This window comes from Afipia sp. GW822-FHT03D08, assembly GCF_058801645.1.
Genome location: NZ_JBXANK010000005.1, coordinates 12,158 through 28,347 on the forward strand (window position 1 = coordinate 12,158; position 16,190 = coordinate 28,347).

The window sequence follows — 16,190 nt, forward strand, 5'->3', positions numbered from 1 at the left end:
GGTCATGATCTCCAACACGTTCATCGACCGGCCGCGTTTGGCCATCGTCATTTCCATTCTCATGACGTTGGCCGGCGGTCTCGCACTGATGCGCATTCCGGTCGCACAGCTTCCCGACATCGTGCCACCTCAGGTCCAGGTGACCGCCAACTATCCCGGCGCATCGGCCGAGGTCGTGGAATCGACTGTAGGACAACCGATCGAATCGAAAGTGATCGGTGTCGACAAGATGCTCTACATGAAGAGCACCAACGGCAATGACGGCTCCTACACTCTCAATGTGAGCTTCGGCCTTGGAACCGATCCCGACATCAACACCGTCAATGTGAACAATCGCGTGCAGACTGCGCTTGCGCAGCTTCCGGCAGAAGTGCGGGCGCTCGGCCTGGCGGTGAAAAAACAATCCACCTCGATACTGCAGTTTATTTCCATCTTCAGCCCGGGACAGAAATACGACACGCTGTTCATGACGAACTACGCCACGATCAATGTGCTGGACGAGTTATCCCGCACCCCGGGCGTCGGTTCGGCGACCTTGTTCAGCCGCATGAACTATTCCATGCGCATCTGGTTCGACGTCGAACGGCTGTCGAGCCTTGGCCTGGCCCCTTCGGACGTGGTTCGAGCCATCCAGTCCCAGAGTGTGCAGGCTCCCGTCGGACGCATTGGCGCGCGGCCGGTGCCCGATGATCAACGTTTTCAGCTCAACGTGCAGACGCAGGGGCGTCTCTCCACGCCGCAGGAGTTCGGTGCGATCGTGCTGCGAGCCAATCCTGACGGGTCGCTGCTTCGCATCGCCGATGTTGCCCGCGTCGAGCTCGGCGCGCAGAACGAAGACACGAACTCCAGGGTCAATGGCGATCCCGCCGTCGGGTTGGCCATCTTCATGTCGCCTGGCGCCAATGCGCTGGCGACCGCGGCAGCGGTCAATAAAAAGCTCGATGTGCTGCAGGGCCGGTTCCCCGAAGGCCTCAAGGTTCGTGTGATGTACGACTCCACCGAGTTCGTGAACGAGACGATCAAGGCAGTCATCCATACCCTCATCGAAGCGTTCGTCCTGGTGGCGATCGTCGTCTTCGTCTTCCTCGGTAATCTGCGCGCCACCATCGTTCCCATCGTGGCCGTGCCGGTCAGCCTGATCGGCACTTTCGCCGTCATGCTGATGCTAGGCTATTCCGCCAACACGGTCTCACTTCTGGCGCTCGTTCTTGCCATCGGCATTGTCGTCGATGACGCTATCGTCGTGGTCGAGAACGTCGAGCGCGTGATGGAAGAAGAGCCGACGCTCACCCCTGCCGAGGCCACGAAGAAGGCGATGGCGCAGGTCACCGCGCCGATCATCGCCATCACCCTCGTGCTTCTCTCTGTGTTCGTGCCGATTGGCTTCATTCCTGGTATCTCTGGCGAACTGTTCCGTCAGTTCGCCGTAACCATCGCCGTGTCGATGCTGATCTCGGCGATCAATGCTCTGACCCTATCGCCGGCTCTCTGCGCCGTCTTCCTGCGGCACAGCGGTCCCAAGCGCGGCGTCATGGGCTGGATCAGCCGCAAGATCGACAGCACGCGCGACGGCTACGCTTGGATCGTTCGCAAGACTTTGCGGCTCTCGGTGGTGTCGATCGTGATCGTTGTCGCCAGCGGCGTCGGCATCGCCGGCCTTAGTGCGATCACGCCGACCGGCTTCCTGCCAGAGGAGGATCAAGGTGCCTTCTTCGTCAACGTGCAGTTGCCCGACGGCGCCTCGGTCGCGCGCACAGGCGAGACCGTGCGAGAGGTTGAAAAACTCCTGACCGGCCTATCGCCCGTCCAGGATGTCGTAGCCGTCATCGGCTACTCGCTGCTGGACGGTGTCGCCGCCAGCAACAACGCGTTCATGATCGCCAAGCTCAAGCCGTTTCAGGACCGCACCGCCGCCACCGCCAAGGCGCAGGTGCTGATTGGGCAGATGTTCGGCGCTGTCCAGCAAATCCGCACGGCATCCGTCCTGCCTTTCAATTTGCCTCCCGTGGTTGGCCTATCGACCGGCGGCGGCTTTGAACTCATGTTGGAGTCATTGGAAGGTGCCGAGCCCGCCGCATTGGGAAGCTTGACCAACGGCCTGATCGGTGCCGCCAATCAGGATCCCAAGCTCAGCCGGGTCTTCAGTACCTACGGCGCGAACGCGCCCTCGCTGTTTCTCGATATTGACCGCGAGAAAGCGCAGGCCCTTGGCGTCGGCATCGGCGACATCTTCGCGGCGCTCCAGACCACACTGGGCGGATCCTACATCAACGATTTCAACCTCTTCGGCCGCACCTGGCAAGTCAATCTCCAGGCCGATGCCGAAAATCGCCGGGACATTCCGGCGCTTTGGGACATCTATGTCCGCAACAGCGTCGGAACCATGGTGCCGTTGGAGGCGATCGCGCAACTGCGCACGATCGTCGGCCCCGCGGTGATCACGCGCTATAACAACTACCGCGCCGTGACGGTCATGGGCTCGCCGGCTCCCGGCGTTTCCTCGGGCGATGCCATGAAGGCGATGGCTGCGGTCACGGCCAAGACATTGCCGCCGGGCTACGCCTTCGAATGGACTGGAACGGCCTATCAGGAACAGCAGGCCGAAGGGCAGACCGCCATCATCCTGGGTTTGGCGCTACTGTTCGCCTATCTCTTCCTCGTCGCGCTGTATGAGAGCTGGACCATTCCGGTGCCGGTCCTGCTGTCGGTTACAATCGGGGTTCTCGGGGCCTTTGTCGGCGTCTTAATCGCCAAGGTCACCCTCGATCTCTATGCGCAAATCGGTCTCGTCGTGCTGATCGCTCTGGCGGCCAAGAACGGCATTCTCATCATCGAGTTTGCCAAGGAGCAGCGCGAGCACGGTCTCGGGATCAAGGAAGCCGCCGAACTCGGCGCCAAGCTTCGCTTCCGTGCGGTGATGATGACATCGATTGCCTTCATCCTCGGCCTCGTCCCGCTGGTCTGGGCGGACGGCGCGTCGATGATCGCGCGTCGCAACGTTTCCACCCCTGTCTTCGTCGGAATGATCGCGGCCAGCACGCTCGGGATTTTCCTTATCCCGATGCTCTACGTCACCTTTCAGTCTGCCCGCGAAAAGCTCAAGGCAAGATTCGGAAAAGCCAAGACCGCGCATCATTCCGATGTCGCTGTTAGCTCGTGAAGCGAGGATGTCCCGTCATGGTGCCCAATGGTCAGGTGAGGTTTAGGCGATTTGTTCAATCTTGGACAATATCGAATGGAATCGACACATCCGATTTAATTGAACGCTATCGCCGAATGTTCAGAACACGATTCCACCGTGAAAGCGACTGGTTGCGGCTTGTACTTCTCGGTGGCATTCTCATCACACTCAGTACTCTTGGTGTTGCCGACGGACTTCAGACATTTCCAGGCTATTTCAGCGGTGTTTCAGCCATATTCGGCGGCGTAGCGATTGTCCTAATTGTTCCAAGGATCGCGCGAGGAGACATTTACGTCGATTGGATGGTGAATGCGATACTCTGTATCCTTGCGGGCGCAGCGCTGTCTTCCGATGAGAATCTCGCGCATATCTCAACGTTGATCTACATTTGCGTTCTGCTGTTGGCGTGCGGGGCAATCCGGATATGGATAGGCCTAACAGCGTCGCCCGAGGATGGCGCGATCTGGATCCTATCTTCCGGATGTGTAGCCGCGCTTGGCGCGTTGTGGATAGTCTTTGCGTGGCTCCTCGTCGTGCCGAGGACGGCGGCGCTCATTCTCGCTTTCGATACGTTGTTTCAAGGCATTGCGATCTCTGGCTTTGGCCTGTCACTGAGAGACACGCGACGAGGCTGACCTCCGTCACCGTCGGCGGCAGCAAATGGGCATCTGCCGCAATCGACCAATGGAGTGCGACTGATGGCTCTTAAGAACATTGCGGTTTTCCTTGATCTGACGCCCGCCGGACGCGCCCGGGCGCAGTATGCTGTTAGGCTCGCTTTTCGCCACGGTGCGCATCTCATCGGGATCTTCGTTCCCCCTTCCGGTTGGCATGTCGAACCAGCCGAATCCTTCGTCAGAGGCCACAAAGCGATTCAGGCGCTGATCGATCGCCATTGGACGAAGGAGATCGCCGCAATTGCGACCGCCGACAGGCGCTTCGAAGCCGCCTCTAGTCGCGAAGACATTACCTTCGAATTCCGCGTCGTCCGAGAGCGGGATGCCGACGAGCAGGCCAAGCTGCATGCCCTTCATGCCGACTTGGTGATCGTTGGACATCCGGGTTCGGGTGGACTGCCGCGGTATTGGTCGGCGGAGACGATGCTTCTGACAACGGGCGTTCCGTTTCTTGTTCTGCCCGATGAATGGAAAGGCGAGGTCGTTCCCGAACGTATTCTCCTCGGTTGGAACGCTAGTCGCGAAGCACGGCGCGCGATCACTGATTCACTCCCGATCCTTAAAGTCGCCCAATCGGTCGCGCTGATCGTTGTAGATGCGGCCGACAACCCGCGCCACGGTGAGGAGCCCGGCGCGGACGTCGCACTTTATCTCGCTAGGCACGGCGTGAATGTTACAGTCGAGCAGATGCATTCGAACGGCTTACCGGTCGCTGATGTCATTTTGAATTTTGCCAGAGATAACAAGATCAATTTTATTGTCATTGGCGCCTACAGTCACTCGCGATCTCGTGAGATCATCTTCGGAGGAGTTACGCGCTCTCTGCTGAATAAGGCGGAAATGCCGTTGCTCATCGCACATTGAGAGGATGTCGTGAGGCACCCTCTGCGCATACCGCTGAAAGGGAATTTTGAATGACAGATCGTTGGGTGGGATTCCGCGCGCGTGAGTGCAAAAAAAAAAGATGTCCGCTGACTTGCGCCGCGAGCAAATCGTCGGTGCTCTTCTGTCATTGATTTCCGAGCGCAGCCCCGGTGAGATCAGCACGCAATTGATTGCCGATACTGCCGGCGTGTCGCAGGCGACGATCTTCAAGCATTTTTCGACCAAAGCGGATTTGTGGGCCGCGACGGCCCATTGGCTTGGAGAGAATCTCGACAAGATCTGGATTCGATCTCATGCTGAAGTCGCTCCCGACAAGGCTCTGCTCGTGCTGGAAGAAATTTTCTTGGAACTGATTGAGTTTTTTGTCCGTTATCCCGCGGTTGTCAGGATCATGATGTCGGATTGTCTGCGTTACGAGTTTTCTGATGTGCTAAAGATTTCGCAGAAGCTGGATCGGCGTCATGAGCGGGAGCTTCTTTGGCTTTTGAGACTGGCCATCAAATCGAAGGCGATCGATCGGGAGCTTGATTGCCACGCAGCATCTACCTTATTTTTCTGCTGTCTCCGTGGTCTCGGCTTTCAAATTGCAACATCCAATCGTAATTTAAATTTTCGTCGAGAGGCCAGCCATGTCCTTTGGCTTTATTTCAGGGCCATTGGCAGACGTCGCGATCAGGGAGGCAGGCAGCGAAGCGGAGCTCGCTTAACCGTCCTATGAAAATTGCCGTCTTGCTATCCCCTCAGTGGCAGAGACTGGGAGTCGCATGGTGCGCTCTTGGACTACGGGTACCGCGTGACCTCTAAAGTCCCACCCGTGATCGGATGTCCAGTGCTGATCTCGTCAAAAAACAATGACGCAAGAATAGGCGTTGCAACGATAACAATGCCCACGATCAGGAGGATCAGGGCGCGGAGCAACGAGTACACGGTCATCGTCTGATCCTTGTTCGTCCTTGAATACTCGGCTCCCGCTTGCGTGGCAGATAAGCGGCTGACCTAGAACGCAAGGTCAAACCTTTATGACCGGAAAAATGGTCCGCGTTGATGACGTGACGGAATCGCCTAAGAAAGCTGGCGACATTCTTTGCCGCCCAGTCCACGGCGGATTGCATCATCAATATGTTCGGATTTGATTTACGCCAAGCACAAGTATGTGCGGATTTGATTTACGACAGGCACAGGGATCGCGGTACCCGGGCGCGATAAAGTTGAAGTCGATCAATCGCGGGCGTGCACAGGTCGCCAACCGAGCCGCGAGCTATTTGACCGCGCCGGTGCGAACGCCTTTCTCACGGCGGAAGAATCCGCTTGTCCGCTCTCTAAGGGATTCCCAGAAGACGTAAAGCATCGGGATCAAGAATAGGCCGATACTGCTGGCCGCGATCATGCCAACGAAGACCGGCGTGCTAACGGCGTGTCGCGCAATTTGCGACGCGCCGGTCGCCCAGACCAGCGGTACCAGCCCAAGAATGAAGGCAATGGAGGTCATGAGAACCGCCCGAAACCTCATCTCGGCGCCGAGAGCTGCGGCATCTTCAAGGCTCAACCCTTGCTCGCGCTGTTCCTTGGCGAATTCGACGATCAGGATGGCGTTCTTCGCCGCCAGTGCAATCAGAACGACGAGCCCGATCTGCGCATAGAGATCCAGCGTGAGGTGCGCGATCAGCACCCCGCCAATCGCGCCGATCACGCCAACCACCACGGAAAACAGCACTGGAATCGGGATGATCCAGCTTTCGTAAAGCGCGACCAGAAACAGGAATGCGAACAGCAGCGCCATGCCCAGCACGATCATGGTCTGGCCGGCCGCAGCTTGCTCCTGATAGGCCGTACCAGTCCATTCGAATGCGTAGCCAGGCGGGAGTGTCTTCGCCGACACCTCCGCCATGGCTGCCAGTGCCGTGCCTGAGGCTACTCCCGGGGCCGGGCCGCCGTTGATCGTCACAGAGCGGTAGTTATTGTACCGCGTGATAACCTGCGGGCCGGTCACGGTGCGCTCGGAAGCGATCGACTGCAGCGGCACCATCTCGCCCTTCGCGGTGCGGATGAAAATTTTCCAGAGCGCTGACACATCGCGACGATCCGCAGCCTCGGCCTGCAAATTGACCTGCCACGTGCGTCCAAATAAGTTGAAATTATTAGTGAAGTAACCTCCGAGCGTTGTCTGCAAGGTGGTGAACACATCACTCAGCGTGATGCCCAGTGCCTGAGCCTTTTCGCGGTCGATATCGAGGAAGATGGATGGCGCGCTCGCACCGTATGTCGAGAAAACACGCGAAAGCCGCGGATCCTGGTTGGCTGCGGCAACCAGCCCCTGGACCACGCCGCCCATCGCTTTGGGATCAGCGCCTTCCAGATTCTCAAGCTGATATTCGAACCCGCCCGTCGTCGAAAGTCCGACTACGGGCGGCAGGTTAAACGGCAGCACATCTGCGGTGCGGATCTGCTGGGCCTCGCCGAACACGCGCGCGATCAGTGCCTGCGCTGAATCGGAGGCTTTGGTGCGATCCTCGAACGGTTTCAGCTTGGCCAGAAGAAATGCGTTGTTACTCGCCGAATAGCTATCGAGCAGCGAGAAGCCGATGATCGACATGGTGTCCTGCACCTGCGGCATCGCCTTCAGGATGTTTTCCACCTGCTTCACCGTTTCGCTGGTCCGGTTGACCGAGGCTCCATCGGGCAGTTGCACATTGACGAAAAATGCACCCTGATCCTCTTCCGGCAGGAAGCCCGTGGGCGTGATCTTCATAAGACCGAAAATGCCCAGACCGAATGCGGCGACCAGAACCATCGAAATGATCGACAATCGCAGCATCTTGCGCACAACGGCTGCGTAACCATCGCGCATCTTGTCGATGCCCTGCCCAATGCGCCCCATGATGCCGCGACGCGGGGAGTGACGCAAAAATACCGCGCAGAGTGCCGGCGAAAGCGTGAGGGCATTGACCGCAGAGATCAACACCGCTGCGCTGATAGTCACCGCGAACTGCCGGAACAACTCGCCGGAGATTCCGGAGATAAACGCGATCGGCACGAACACCGCCAGCAGCACCAACGTGATACCGATGATGGGTCCGGTCACCTGCGCCATGGCTTCCTTGGTGGCATCGGCAGGCGAGAGGTCCGGCTCCTCCTCCATTACCCGTTCGACGTTCTCGACGACGACGATGGCATCGTCAACCACAATGCCCACGGCAAGCACCAGCGCCAGCAGCGAGACCGTGTTGGCCGAATAGCCAAGCGCGAGCAGGACTGCAAAACTTCCGACTAGGCTGACTGGAATGGCGATAATCGGAATGATGGTAGCGCGCAGGTTGCCCAAAAACAGAAACACGACGATGGCTACAAGAACGAAAGCTTCGATCAGGGCACTAACAACTGCGCTAATCGTGTCGGTCACGAAAATCGTGGAGTCATGAACCACGCGGGTCTGCAATCCCTCTGGAAAGCGGCCACGCAGGGTTTCCAGCTTGGCATTTACGGCCTTCGATACGGTAATGGCGTTGGCGCCTGGCGCGAGATATACGCCGATTGCCACAGATGGATTTCCGTTGAGCCGGCTGAATGTATCCAGGTTCTGTGCGCCCAGCTCAACGCGAGCCACGTCCTTCACCTGCAGCATTGAACCATCCGGATTGGCGCGGATCACGATCGCGCCGAATTCCTCTGGGGTACTCAGGCGGCCCTGGGTTTGAAGGTTCAATTGAAACTGCTGATCGTCCGGAACCGGACGGGCCCCGAGTCGGCCGATCGGCGCCTGCACATTCTGCGCCTGCACGGCGCGAATGACATCGGACGGCGTCAGCCCAAGGCTGGTGAGGCGCGAGGTGTCGAACCAGATCCGCATCGAATAATCTTCGCGCCCAAACAGCGTCGCCTGTCCGACACCCACAATGCGTGACACTTCGTCCAGGACATTGATGATGGCGTAATTGGTGATGAACAGCGGATCGAGCTTGCCGCCCTCGCTGTAGAGCGCAATGAACTGCAGGATCGACGAAGACCGCTTCTGTACCGTCAAACCCTGCACCTGCACTTCGGTTGGCAAACTTGCCATCGAGGTCTGGACGCGGTTGTTGACGTTGACCGTATTGTATCGGGATCGGTACCGAGCGCGAAACTGACGGTCAGATTGTAGCTGCCATCGGCTCCGCTGGTGCTCTTCATGTAGAGCATCTTGTCGACGCCGACGACCTTGGATTCGATCGGCTGCGCCACAGTGGCTTCCAGCACGGCGGCAGACGCGCCCGGGTAGACTGCGGAGACCTGAACCTGCGGCGGTACGATGTCAGGCAACTGGGCAACCGGAATGCGCGAGAGCGCCAGCAAGCCCGCGAGCGAAATCACAATGGCGATGACAATCGCCATACGGGGGCGATCGATGAAAAGTGCGGAGATCATGCCTTATCTCCTCGCGGGCGTCGGCGAAGCGGGCGCAGGAGCCACGACGATATTTGGCCGCACCCGCTGGATTCCTTCCACGACCACCTGTTCACTCGGCTTTAGCCCTTCGGCCACCGCCGCGATCTCGGGTGTCGATTGCGCCAGTTTCACTCGGCGCTGCTCGGCGACATTCTTGTCGTTGACAACGAACACGTAGTCGCCCTGTTGATCGGACAGGATCGCCGCCCGCGGAATAGCCAGCACCTTGAGCGGCTCGACGGCTTCGAGGGAGACCGTGACGAATACACCATCGGTCAGTTCGCGGATCTTGCTTTCGCCGGTGGCGAGTATCACGGGGTTGGCAATGGTGCCACGCAGGGTAATGGTGTCGGTGTCCTTGGCGACGCCTATATCGATGAAATCGAGCTTTCCGGTCTGTCCGTAGATCTCGCCATTCGGAAGCCTGACCCGGATCTTGACCGCGTCGAAGCCGCCCTTATCGGCATAGCGTTCCCGCAACTCGATAACGCGGCGGACCGCCACCGGAAACGTCACATACATCGGGTCCGGACTGACAACAGTCGCCAGTGCGCCGCTGGTGGGACCAACGACATTACCGACCGTAATCGACGTTCGACCGATGCGGCCATCGATCGGCGATCTAATCTCGGTATAGTCGAGATTGATTTGCGACTGATGAAGTTGCGCTTCCGCCGCCTTCACCTGCGCCGCCGCAACACGCTGCGTTGCCAGCGCGCTGTCGACCGCGACCTGGGTTCCGGAGCTTTTCTGCAATAACTCTTGCGCACGCGCCAGCGTGAGATCGGCATTCTCAAGCTGAGCCTTGGCTTGGGCAACCGCAGCCTCCTTGACCTCGACGTCGGCCTGGAATGGAGCCCGCTCCAGACGGTACAGAATCTGCCCCTTCGTGACATCGTCACCTTCCGTAAAGAGGCGTTCGTTCATGAATGCAGTCACACGTGCAATCAGATCGACGCGATGGCGGGCTTCAATGCGGCCATTAATTTCGGTGCTCTCTGCCATCGGCTTGAACACGGCCTTGACAACTCCCACCGCGGGCGGGGCGCTGGGGGTGCCCTGTGACATCGCAGGGATTGGGAATAGCGTTGCGGCGATGAGGGCGAACGCTTGGAGCGAAATAAATATACGCATAATTCCTCCGGTCTTCTGAGCGATCGATACTCATCCGCTCGTAACAACGATGTGAGGCTAAAGCGTTTCTCGATCCTCGAACAAGCGTCCAGAGAAGGTCCGCGACAAAAAACCTACTCCTTTGTGCTCCAAACACAATTGAATTCATTTGGCGAACCTGAGCGATGCCGCGGTCTGTTCCAGTCAGCTTCATCAAGGCGAGGGTGCGGAGCCACAAGCTCTCGTTAGCCCAACAACAAGCCTGAGCTCCCGCCGATTGAGATCGCACAACTATTCCGACACCCTGCCAACCTTCTTTGCTGCGACGAAGGCATCCGACCGAGGGTAGATTGCGTTCGGGATGGCGAGCATTGGCGGGTTCATTCTCTGGCGCTATTTCAAATCGCATGAAGCGCGACTGTTTGATGAAGCAAGGCTCGCAGTTGAAAAACGCAAGCCCTCGACGGCGAGTCCTCCAGGGATAACGCGGGAGGACCCTACATAACAGCTCACACATAAAATCTTGGCTTCGTCAGGTTGATGTTTGGAAGTTTAAAAAGTCGTGTCCTGTCAGTATCCGATCGGCTCTTACTGGCAGTGTCTTGCAGGGAACCGCATTGCTAACTGCCGAAGTGATCATGGTCTATGTGAGGCTCGGTATCTCGTTCGCTCTGAGCCCGGCCCTCACGGATTGCAGAAGGTTACGCGTTCCTGCTTTATCTTGTCGTAGCGAACCAGCCCACCATGTGTTCGATATGGCTTTGGTCAGAGTTTTGGCCTGTTTGTCTAATGACACTTTGACCTTCTGGCAGTCATCAGGAAGCCTGAGGCTAATGTGCCATGCGTAGTACAGGGTGGGTGGTCGGTGCCCCCCTTCTGGCAGAACGCCTTAAGCCCTGAAAGCCATAGTTGCATTAGGGGGATTGCGGATTACCGTAAGAAAGCGCTTTCCAACCATTCGGGAGGAGTTGTCCATGTCCACTGTACAAACTGATCAGTCGGGGCTCAGCCTTGGCTCGACCATGGTGCATGCACTGGCGAGAAACTGGTGGTTGTTGTTGTTGCGCGGCATAGCGGCGATTATTTTCGGCGTGCTCGCATTTGTCTGGCCAGGCCTGACGCTGCTGACACTGGTTCTGTTTTACGGCGCCTTTGCGCTTGTAGATGGTGTGCTCGCAATTATTGCGGCCATTACCGGTGGCGCGCCAGCGCCGCGCTGGTGGCTGGCTATCGTCGATCTACTCGGGATAGCAGTTGGGCTCTTGACGCTTTTGATGCCTGGGCTCAGCGCGCTCGTGCTGATGTTTTTCATTGCAGCATGGGCGATCGCAACCGGGGTGTTTCAAATCATAGGCGCCGTCAGGTTGCGCAAGGAAATTGACAACGAGTGGCTTCTGATTTTGGTTGGCATGATCTCGGTGCTGTTTGGCATCGGCATAATATTGGTTCCCGGCGCGGGCGCGCTGGTCCTGTTCTGGGTAATCGGCACCTTTGCACTGATCACTGGCGGCTGCTCGTTGCTCTAGCGTTTCGGTTGAAAAAGCACAGTCACTCCTGATGTGCTCGACAGCCTAACGTCGCCGTTCTTCACTAGGCCTCTTCGGAGAATCAACCTTCACCGCTGCGTCTCAGGTACAAGCCAGCGCTTCTTCCGCAGCGGCACGTGTATATACAGTCCCTTGATACCAAGATGCCGAGGCGCTGAGTGCGGCGGCGCTCGCCGGAATAAAGGTAAATGTGATGTTGAGTGCCCGCGCATCAGGCGACCCGGTGCCTGGCTGGCAAGCAACACCTGTATCCAGGATGTTATGGCCGCAGGCGTGCGCGTCTTTTCTCTATGAGAAAGGCTACTTGCACGCCAAGACGATCAGCACAGATTCGGAAATTTGCTCGATTGGCTCGACAAACATCGACGTTCGCAGTTTCAGCATCAACTACGAAACAACGCGGTTCTCTACAGCGATCAGCTGGCGATAGAGCTTGAGGAAGAGTTCGAGCGGGACCTTACTCACTGCACCGAATTCAAGTCGCGGGAGTACCTCGCGCGAAACTCTGCCGTCCGATTCAGAGATTCATCTGCACGCCTCTTGTCGCCGCTGTAGTGACCAGAGGCCGTAGCCGTGATCGCGCGGCACTTACATCCCCGCCGTAAATGGAAATAGCTTATCCGAAAGATGGAGTGGGCTGATGGCCCGGCGCAGGAACTGATCAGCATCGAGACCTGCGCAATCAGGATTACATATCCCAGCCCGTGGTTGCGAAGCTCAATCGGGCCGGAAGCGAATGAAGGTCATCTTTGCCAGCCTATGGCCGCCGAGGGATGCACTACGCTATCAGGCCCACCGAGGACGTCCAATGACCCGTCATCTCGGATCCTTGATGCCGTTCCAAAAGATGTCTACGGCATGATCGATGCTGCGCCGGATCGCGGCGCCGAGGTTCTTCGGGATGGTGCCGGCCATCGCGCGCCGATGCAGTTCGCCGCTGACAGCGTTCAAGAACTGCATGGCTGCGAGCTCGGGATCGTCAAGACGGATCAAGCCGCGCTTGCGCCAGATAGTTAGCATCCCGGCGAGGTGCGCATAGGTGCGGTCGGGCCCGAGCTGGTGGAAAGTTCGCACAAGTTCAGGGAAGCGGACTCCCTCAGCGATGATCAGTCGGAAAAGACCGACCGCATCTGGAGCCATCAGGACCTCCATGTAGCGCCGTGCGATGTACGCGAGCGCCGAGCGGACATCGGCATGGGAGACCTCGGGATCGACGAACGCAGCAAGGATACGCTCGACGCGTTCCTCCACGATCGCGGCAAACAGACCATCTTTGCCGCCGAAAAACGAGTACACGGTGGCCTTGGACGCCCCGGCGCGTTCGATGACGAGATCGATGGTGGCGCCGCCGTAGCCGTTCTCCAGAAAGACTTCGGTGGCGGCATCCAGAATTTGGGTCCGTCTTATCTCGCCCCGAGGCCTGGTCCGCCGCACGGTAGCTGTCGCCGGCATAGTCGCCCTTGCAATCTCTAAAAGGTAACGTACATTACATTATCATTGGAGATCACGATGTCAAGTCGACTTCTTGAGACAGCAGCACGCCTGGCCCCGTCCGCGGCCAGGACAATTGACAACCCTGCCACGAACTCGCGGCTGTGCTGCGCTATGCGATATGACCCTCGGGACCAGGCAACCCACATCCTCCTCGAAACCGAAAGGCTTCTTAGAACTTGCGGTCATCGTAAAATTCGCGTGGCGGAGATCGCGGACGCGTGCGGCTTCTCCGCCGCCAACGTCTATCGGCATTTCTCAAGCCGCAGCGCGATCCTCGACACTCTGGCGTCTCACTATCTGCGCGAGGCCGAACGCGCAGCGCTGGCTTGTTCGATTCGCGGCGGCTATTCGGCGCGAGATCGGCTCGTTGGGTTTCTCACAGGCTTGAAGAGGCGGTCACTACCGGCGCCGAGCGCATCGGAGGCGGCCGATTGTCTGAAACGACGCTTCGCCCCGCTATCCTTGTGAACCCGCCAGCTTCCGCTCGCGTATCAAAGCTTGAGATATTCGGCCCGGTCGTCTGCATTTTCCCGTTCGACGACGTCGCGGACGCCATTCACCAGGCAAATGATGTGAGATGGTCGTTTCAGGCGAGCGTCTTTTCAAAGGACATCGACGTGGCGCTGAAAGCCGCCGGTCACCTTGATGCCTCCGCCGTAATGATCAACGATCACACGGCATTCCGAACTGACTGGATGCCGTTCGCTGGCAGAAAGGAATCCGGGTACGGCGTGGGTGGAATACCGTATTCGATGCGAGATATGAGCCACGAAAAGATGATCGTCTTCAAGCAATAAGAGGTAATAGCTCTCACGCGCTTCTGAACATCGCCCCGAACGGCGCGCCGTCGCGGCAGTGCCGGTCGCCAATTCGCATTCGTGCGACGAAAATCAGCTCGCGCACAATGTCGGTTTTGTGCTTGGCATCGGAAATCACCGACAATGGATGTCATCCGCGCAACCGCGGGTTCGCAGTTTTGTTCTGAATGGTGGCAGTTTGGCGCGCCATCCCGAATAAAACCACCGAACTCGTATGTAATTGAAATATCTATATAATTTTTGGTGCGCTTAAGGAGCCCACTGCCCGCGAGGTGCTCGATCGGGGATCTTGGATCCGGAGATGACGCGAGCGCGGGCTGCGTGATCGTCCTCTAGCTAGAGTATGAAATCTCCTGCCGAAAGCGTGAGACGGCCGACCAAGTCGATCTGAAAGTCCGCGGCCGCGTCGGCATCGATGCTACCCTCAGTGCCGCTTCGAATTCCGATTTGGTAACCGGTCCGGCCAGCGACAGCCGCGCCGCCCCCTCGCCCGCCCACCCGCCCGGCGGCTCGCCGTCGCGCAGGTAGTAGTCATCCTGGCCCAGATGCGCGTAGTACTGCAACGCAGTCTGGACGCCGCCCCGTGCCGAGATCGACGCCACCATGGCTAGGCTCCCATCTCCCGAATGCGCTCGACCGCAGCCCTTGGGAGCGGGCGCAAGAGGCGCAGATGTGAGGGCTTCCGCGGTGCCGATTCAGGTGGTGACGCCCTAGCCACCCATTTCGCCGGCACGTGGCCCGGCCGCCGGTCGGGCAGCGTCACATAGGGTACCGTCAGTTCGAGTGCGTCGGCGCCGTGTCCCAGCAGCAGCACCCGAATGCCATCGTCCTTTGGTCCGAGCCGGGTCGCGATCTCCGCTGCCGTGACCACGCGGCGAATGTCGCGGCGGGTCGTGTAGGTGCTCGCCGCGCAGCTGCTCCCGTCAGTAGTTTGCGGCCACGCAAGACACGCGCCGGCGGGCGATCGAACCGCACGACAAGCGCGAAACCGAATGCTGATGCCAGTGTGAATGCGCCGGCAAGCAACAAGCTCCAATAGCGAAGATCGAAGGAGGACAACGCCTGGGTTTGAACGAGCGTCCTTCCGCATGAGCGGGCTCGGTGATGAGACCGACCGCGACCACCGGAATGCTGACGGCGGCCTTGATGGTCCGGGCCAGTGGCACTTGATAGCCAGGGCCAACCGGGATCTTTTGGTCCGGGTGAAGGCCTCCACTCGACACATGGATGGCGTCGCAGCCCTTCTCCTGCAGCATCTGCGAGAAGGCCACGGCTTCGTCGAGGGAGAACCCGCCCTCAACCCAGTCGGTTGCCGAGATCCGGATTGAGACCGGTCTTTCGGGTGAGAATGCCGATCTCACAGCGTCGAACACTTCTAGCGGAAAGCGCGCGCGATTCTCCAGCGAGCCGCCATATTCGTCGGTCCGCTGATTTGAGAGCGGCGAAAGGAACTGATGGAGAAGATATCCATGCGCGGCATGGATCTGGATGGCGTCGATGCCGATGCGATCGGCCCGGGCGGTAGCCGACGCGAATGCATCGCGTATGCGTTTCAATCCCTCCCGATCAAGGGCGGTCGGAAGGGTGGTATTAGGATAGAAGGCCAAGGGAGAGGGCGCCTCGGTTTGCCACCCGTTCCTGTCATTAGGGGGGATCGCGCCGCTGCCGTGCCACGGAATCTGGCTCGATGCCTTGCGACCGGCATGGCCGAGCTGGATTGCGATCGGCATACTCGACCAGCGCCAAATCCGTTCAAGGGTATCAGCCATGGCCACCTCGGTGGCGTCGTCCCAAAGACCGATATCGCCAGGACTAATCCGTCCTTCCGGTTCGACGGCGGTGGCCTCGATGGTTAAAAGAGCCGCGCCGGATTGGGCCAGTTGCCCGAGATGGATGAGGTGCCAATCATTCATAAGTCCATCGAAGGAAGAATATTGGCACATCGGCGCGATAACGATCCGGTTGCTGAGTTCCAGATTGCGGATTTTCATGGGTGTAAAGAGAGCCGGCTGAGACAAAAGAACATCCTTTCCAGATGAGCGGTCCTGCCCGA

Annotated in this window: 13 protein-coding genes and 2 pseudogenes; 8 read left to right on the forward strand and 7 right to left on the reverse strand. The window is 58.6% G+C overall.

Going from position 1 to position 16,190, the window contains the following annotated elements; genetic code table 11:
* Window positions 1-4 precede the first annotated feature (4 nt).
* The 4 genes from AC1RM7_RS23575 to AC1RM7_RS23590 all read left to right on the forward strand — a co-directional run bounded on the left by AC1RM7_RS23575 (window position 5) and on the right by AC1RM7_RS23590 (window position 5,461).
* On the forward strand, window positions 5-3,160 hold the full coding sequence (locus tag AC1RM7_RS23575) for an efflux RND transporter permease subunit (RefSeq protein ID WP_024921748.1): 3,156 nt from the start codon (window positions 5-7) through the stop codon (window positions 3,158-3,160).
* Between the two features lie 17 nt (window positions 3,161-3,177).
* Window positions 3,178-3,816: a hypothetical protein gene (locus AC1RM7_RS23580; protein ID WP_152544225.1), complete on the forward strand. Its 639-nt coding sequence runs from the start codon at window positions 3,178-3,180 to the stop codon at window positions 3,814-3,816.
* Window positions 3,817-3,879: 63 nt separating this feature from the next.
* A complete protein-coding gene (locus AC1RM7_RS23585) occupies window positions 3,880-4,722 on the forward strand; it encodes a universal stress protein (RefSeq protein ID WP_024921746.1) in 843 nt (280 codons plus the stop codon).
* A gap of 100 nt (window positions 4,723-4,822) precedes the next feature.
* Window positions 4,823-5,461, forward strand: a complete 639-nt coding sequence (locus AC1RM7_RS23590) for a TetR/AcrR family transcriptional regulator (protein ID WP_024921745.1) — start codon at window positions 4,823-4,825, stop codon at window positions 5,459-5,461.
* A gap of 540 nt (window positions 5,462-6,001) precedes the next feature.
* On the opposite strand, the pseudogene AC1RM7_RS23595 reads toward AC1RM7_RS23590, so the two are convergent.
* Both AC1RM7_RS23595 and AC1RM7_RS23600 read right to left on the reverse strand, forming a co-directional pair.
* Window positions 6,002-9,144 (reverse strand): annotated as a pseudogene (locus tag AC1RM7_RS23595) (efflux RND transporter permease subunit).
* Window positions 9,145-9,147: 3 nt separating this feature from the next.
* A complete protein-coding gene (locus AC1RM7_RS23600) occupies window positions 9,148-10,299 on the reverse strand; it encodes an efflux RND transporter periplasmic adaptor subunit (RefSeq protein WP_024921744.1) in 1,152 nt (383 codons plus the stop codon).
* Between the two features lie 953 nt (window positions 10,300-11,252).
* Between AC1RM7_RS23600 and AC1RM7_RS23605 the strand changes: the two genes are divergently transcribed.
* Window positions 11,253-11,804, forward strand: coding sequence for an HdeD family acid-resistance protein (locus AC1RM7_RS23605; RefSeq protein ID WP_244434484.1), 552 nt, complete (start codon window positions 11,253-11,255; stop codon window positions 11,802-11,804).
* A 175-nt stretch (window positions 11,805-11,979) separates the two neighbouring features.
* Window positions 11,980-12,255: a phospholipase D-like domain-containing protein gene (locus tag AC1RM7_RS23610; protein ID WP_081758725.1), complete on the forward strand. Its 276-nt coding sequence runs from the start codon at window positions 11,980-11,982 to the stop codon at window positions 12,253-12,255.
* A gap of 386 nt (window positions 12,256-12,641) precedes the next feature.
* On the opposite strand, the gene AC1RM7_RS23615 is transcribed toward AC1RM7_RS23610, so the two are convergent.
* A complete protein-coding gene (locus AC1RM7_RS23615; protein ID WP_024921743.1) occupies window positions 12,642-13,277 on the reverse strand; it encodes a TetR/AcrR family transcriptional regulator in 636 nt (211 codons plus the stop codon).
* A gap of 153 nt (window positions 13,278-13,430) precedes the next feature.
* Here AC1RM7_RS23615 and AC1RM7_RS23620 point away from each other — a divergent pair.
* Both AC1RM7_RS23620 and AC1RM7_RS23625 read left to right on the forward strand, forming a co-directional pair.
* Window positions 13,431-13,586: pseudogene (locus tag AC1RM7_RS23620) on the forward strand (TetR family transcriptional regulator); the annotation flags it as partial.
* A 59-nt stretch (window positions 13,587-13,645) separates the two neighbouring features.
* Window positions 13,646-14,116 carry an aldehyde dehydrogenase family protein gene (locus AC1RM7_RS23625; RefSeq protein WP_492839571.1) on the forward strand — a complete coding sequence of 157 codons (471 nt, stop codon included), beginning with the start codon at window positions 13,646-13,648 and terminating at the stop codon, window positions 14,114-14,116.
* 13 nt (window positions 14,117-14,129) lie between these two features.
* Here the strand turns inward: AC1RM7_RS23625 and AC1RM7_RS23630 are convergent, their stop codons facing one another.
* The 4 genes from AC1RM7_RS23630 to AC1RM7_RS23645 all read right to left on the reverse strand — a co-directional run bounded on the left by AC1RM7_RS23630 (window position 14,130) and on the right by AC1RM7_RS23645 (window position 16,155).
* Complete coding sequence (locus tag AC1RM7_RS23630) at window positions 14,130-14,261, reverse strand: hypothetical protein (RefSeq protein ID WP_275451138.1); 132 nt, start codon at window positions 14,259-14,261, stop codon at window positions 14,130-14,132.
* Window positions 14,262-14,469: 208 nt separating this feature from the next.
* The gene (locus AC1RM7_RS23635) at window positions 14,470-14,742 is read right to left on the reverse strand and encodes a relaxase domain-containing protein (protein ID WP_024921739.1); all 273 of its coding nucleotides are present in this window, start codon (window positions 14,740-14,742) and stop codon (window positions 14,470-14,472) included.
* Window positions 14,743-14,744: 2 nt separating this feature from the next.
* The gene (locus AC1RM7_RS23640; protein WP_034460760.1) at window positions 14,745-15,008 is read right to left on the reverse strand and encodes a hypothetical protein; all 264 of its coding nucleotides are present in this window, start codon (window positions 15,006-15,008) and stop codon (window positions 14,745-14,747) included.
* A gap of 52 nt (window positions 15,009-15,060) precedes the next feature.
* Window positions 15,061-16,155, reverse strand: coding sequence for an NADH:flavin oxidoreductase/NADH oxidase (locus AC1RM7_RS23645; RefSeq protein WP_024921738.1), 1,095 nt, complete (start codon window positions 16,153-16,155; stop codon window positions 15,061-15,063).
* Between the last annotated feature and the right edge of the window lie 35 nt (window positions 16,156-16,190).

Coding starts and splice junctions, on each gene's coding strand:
- AC1RM7_RS23615 (WP_024921743.1), bottom strand. CDS start 13,277: ATGCCGGCGACAGCTACCGTGCGGCGGACCAGGCCTCGGGGCGAGATA.
- AC1RM7_RS23600 (WP_024921744.1), bottom strand. CDS start 10,299: ATGCGTATATTTATTTCGCTCCAAGCGTTCGCCCTCATCGCCGCAACG.
- AC1RM7_RS23585 (WP_024921746.1), top strand. CDS start 3,880: ATGGCTCTTAAGAACATTGCGGTTTTCCTTGATCTGACGCCCGCCGGA.
- AC1RM7_RS23605 (WP_244434484.1), top strand. CDS start 11,253: ATGTCCACTGTACAAACTGATCAGTCGGGGCTCAGCCTTGGCTCGACC.
- AC1RM7_RS23575 (WP_024921748.1), top strand. CDS start 5: ATGATCTCCAACACGTTCATCGACCGGCCGCGTTTGGCCATCGTCATT.
- AC1RM7_RS23590 (WP_024921745.1), top strand. CDS start 4,823: ATGTCCGCTGACTTGCGCCGCGAGCAAATCGTCGGTGCTCTTCTGTCA.
- AC1RM7_RS23635 (WP_024921739.1), bottom strand. CDS start 14,742: ATGGTGGCGTCGATCTCGGCACGGGGCGGCGTCCAGACTGCGTTGCAG.
- AC1RM7_RS23580 (WP_152544225.1), top strand. CDS start 3,178: ATGGTGCCCAATGGTCAGGTGAGGTTTAGGCGATTTGTTCAATCTTGG.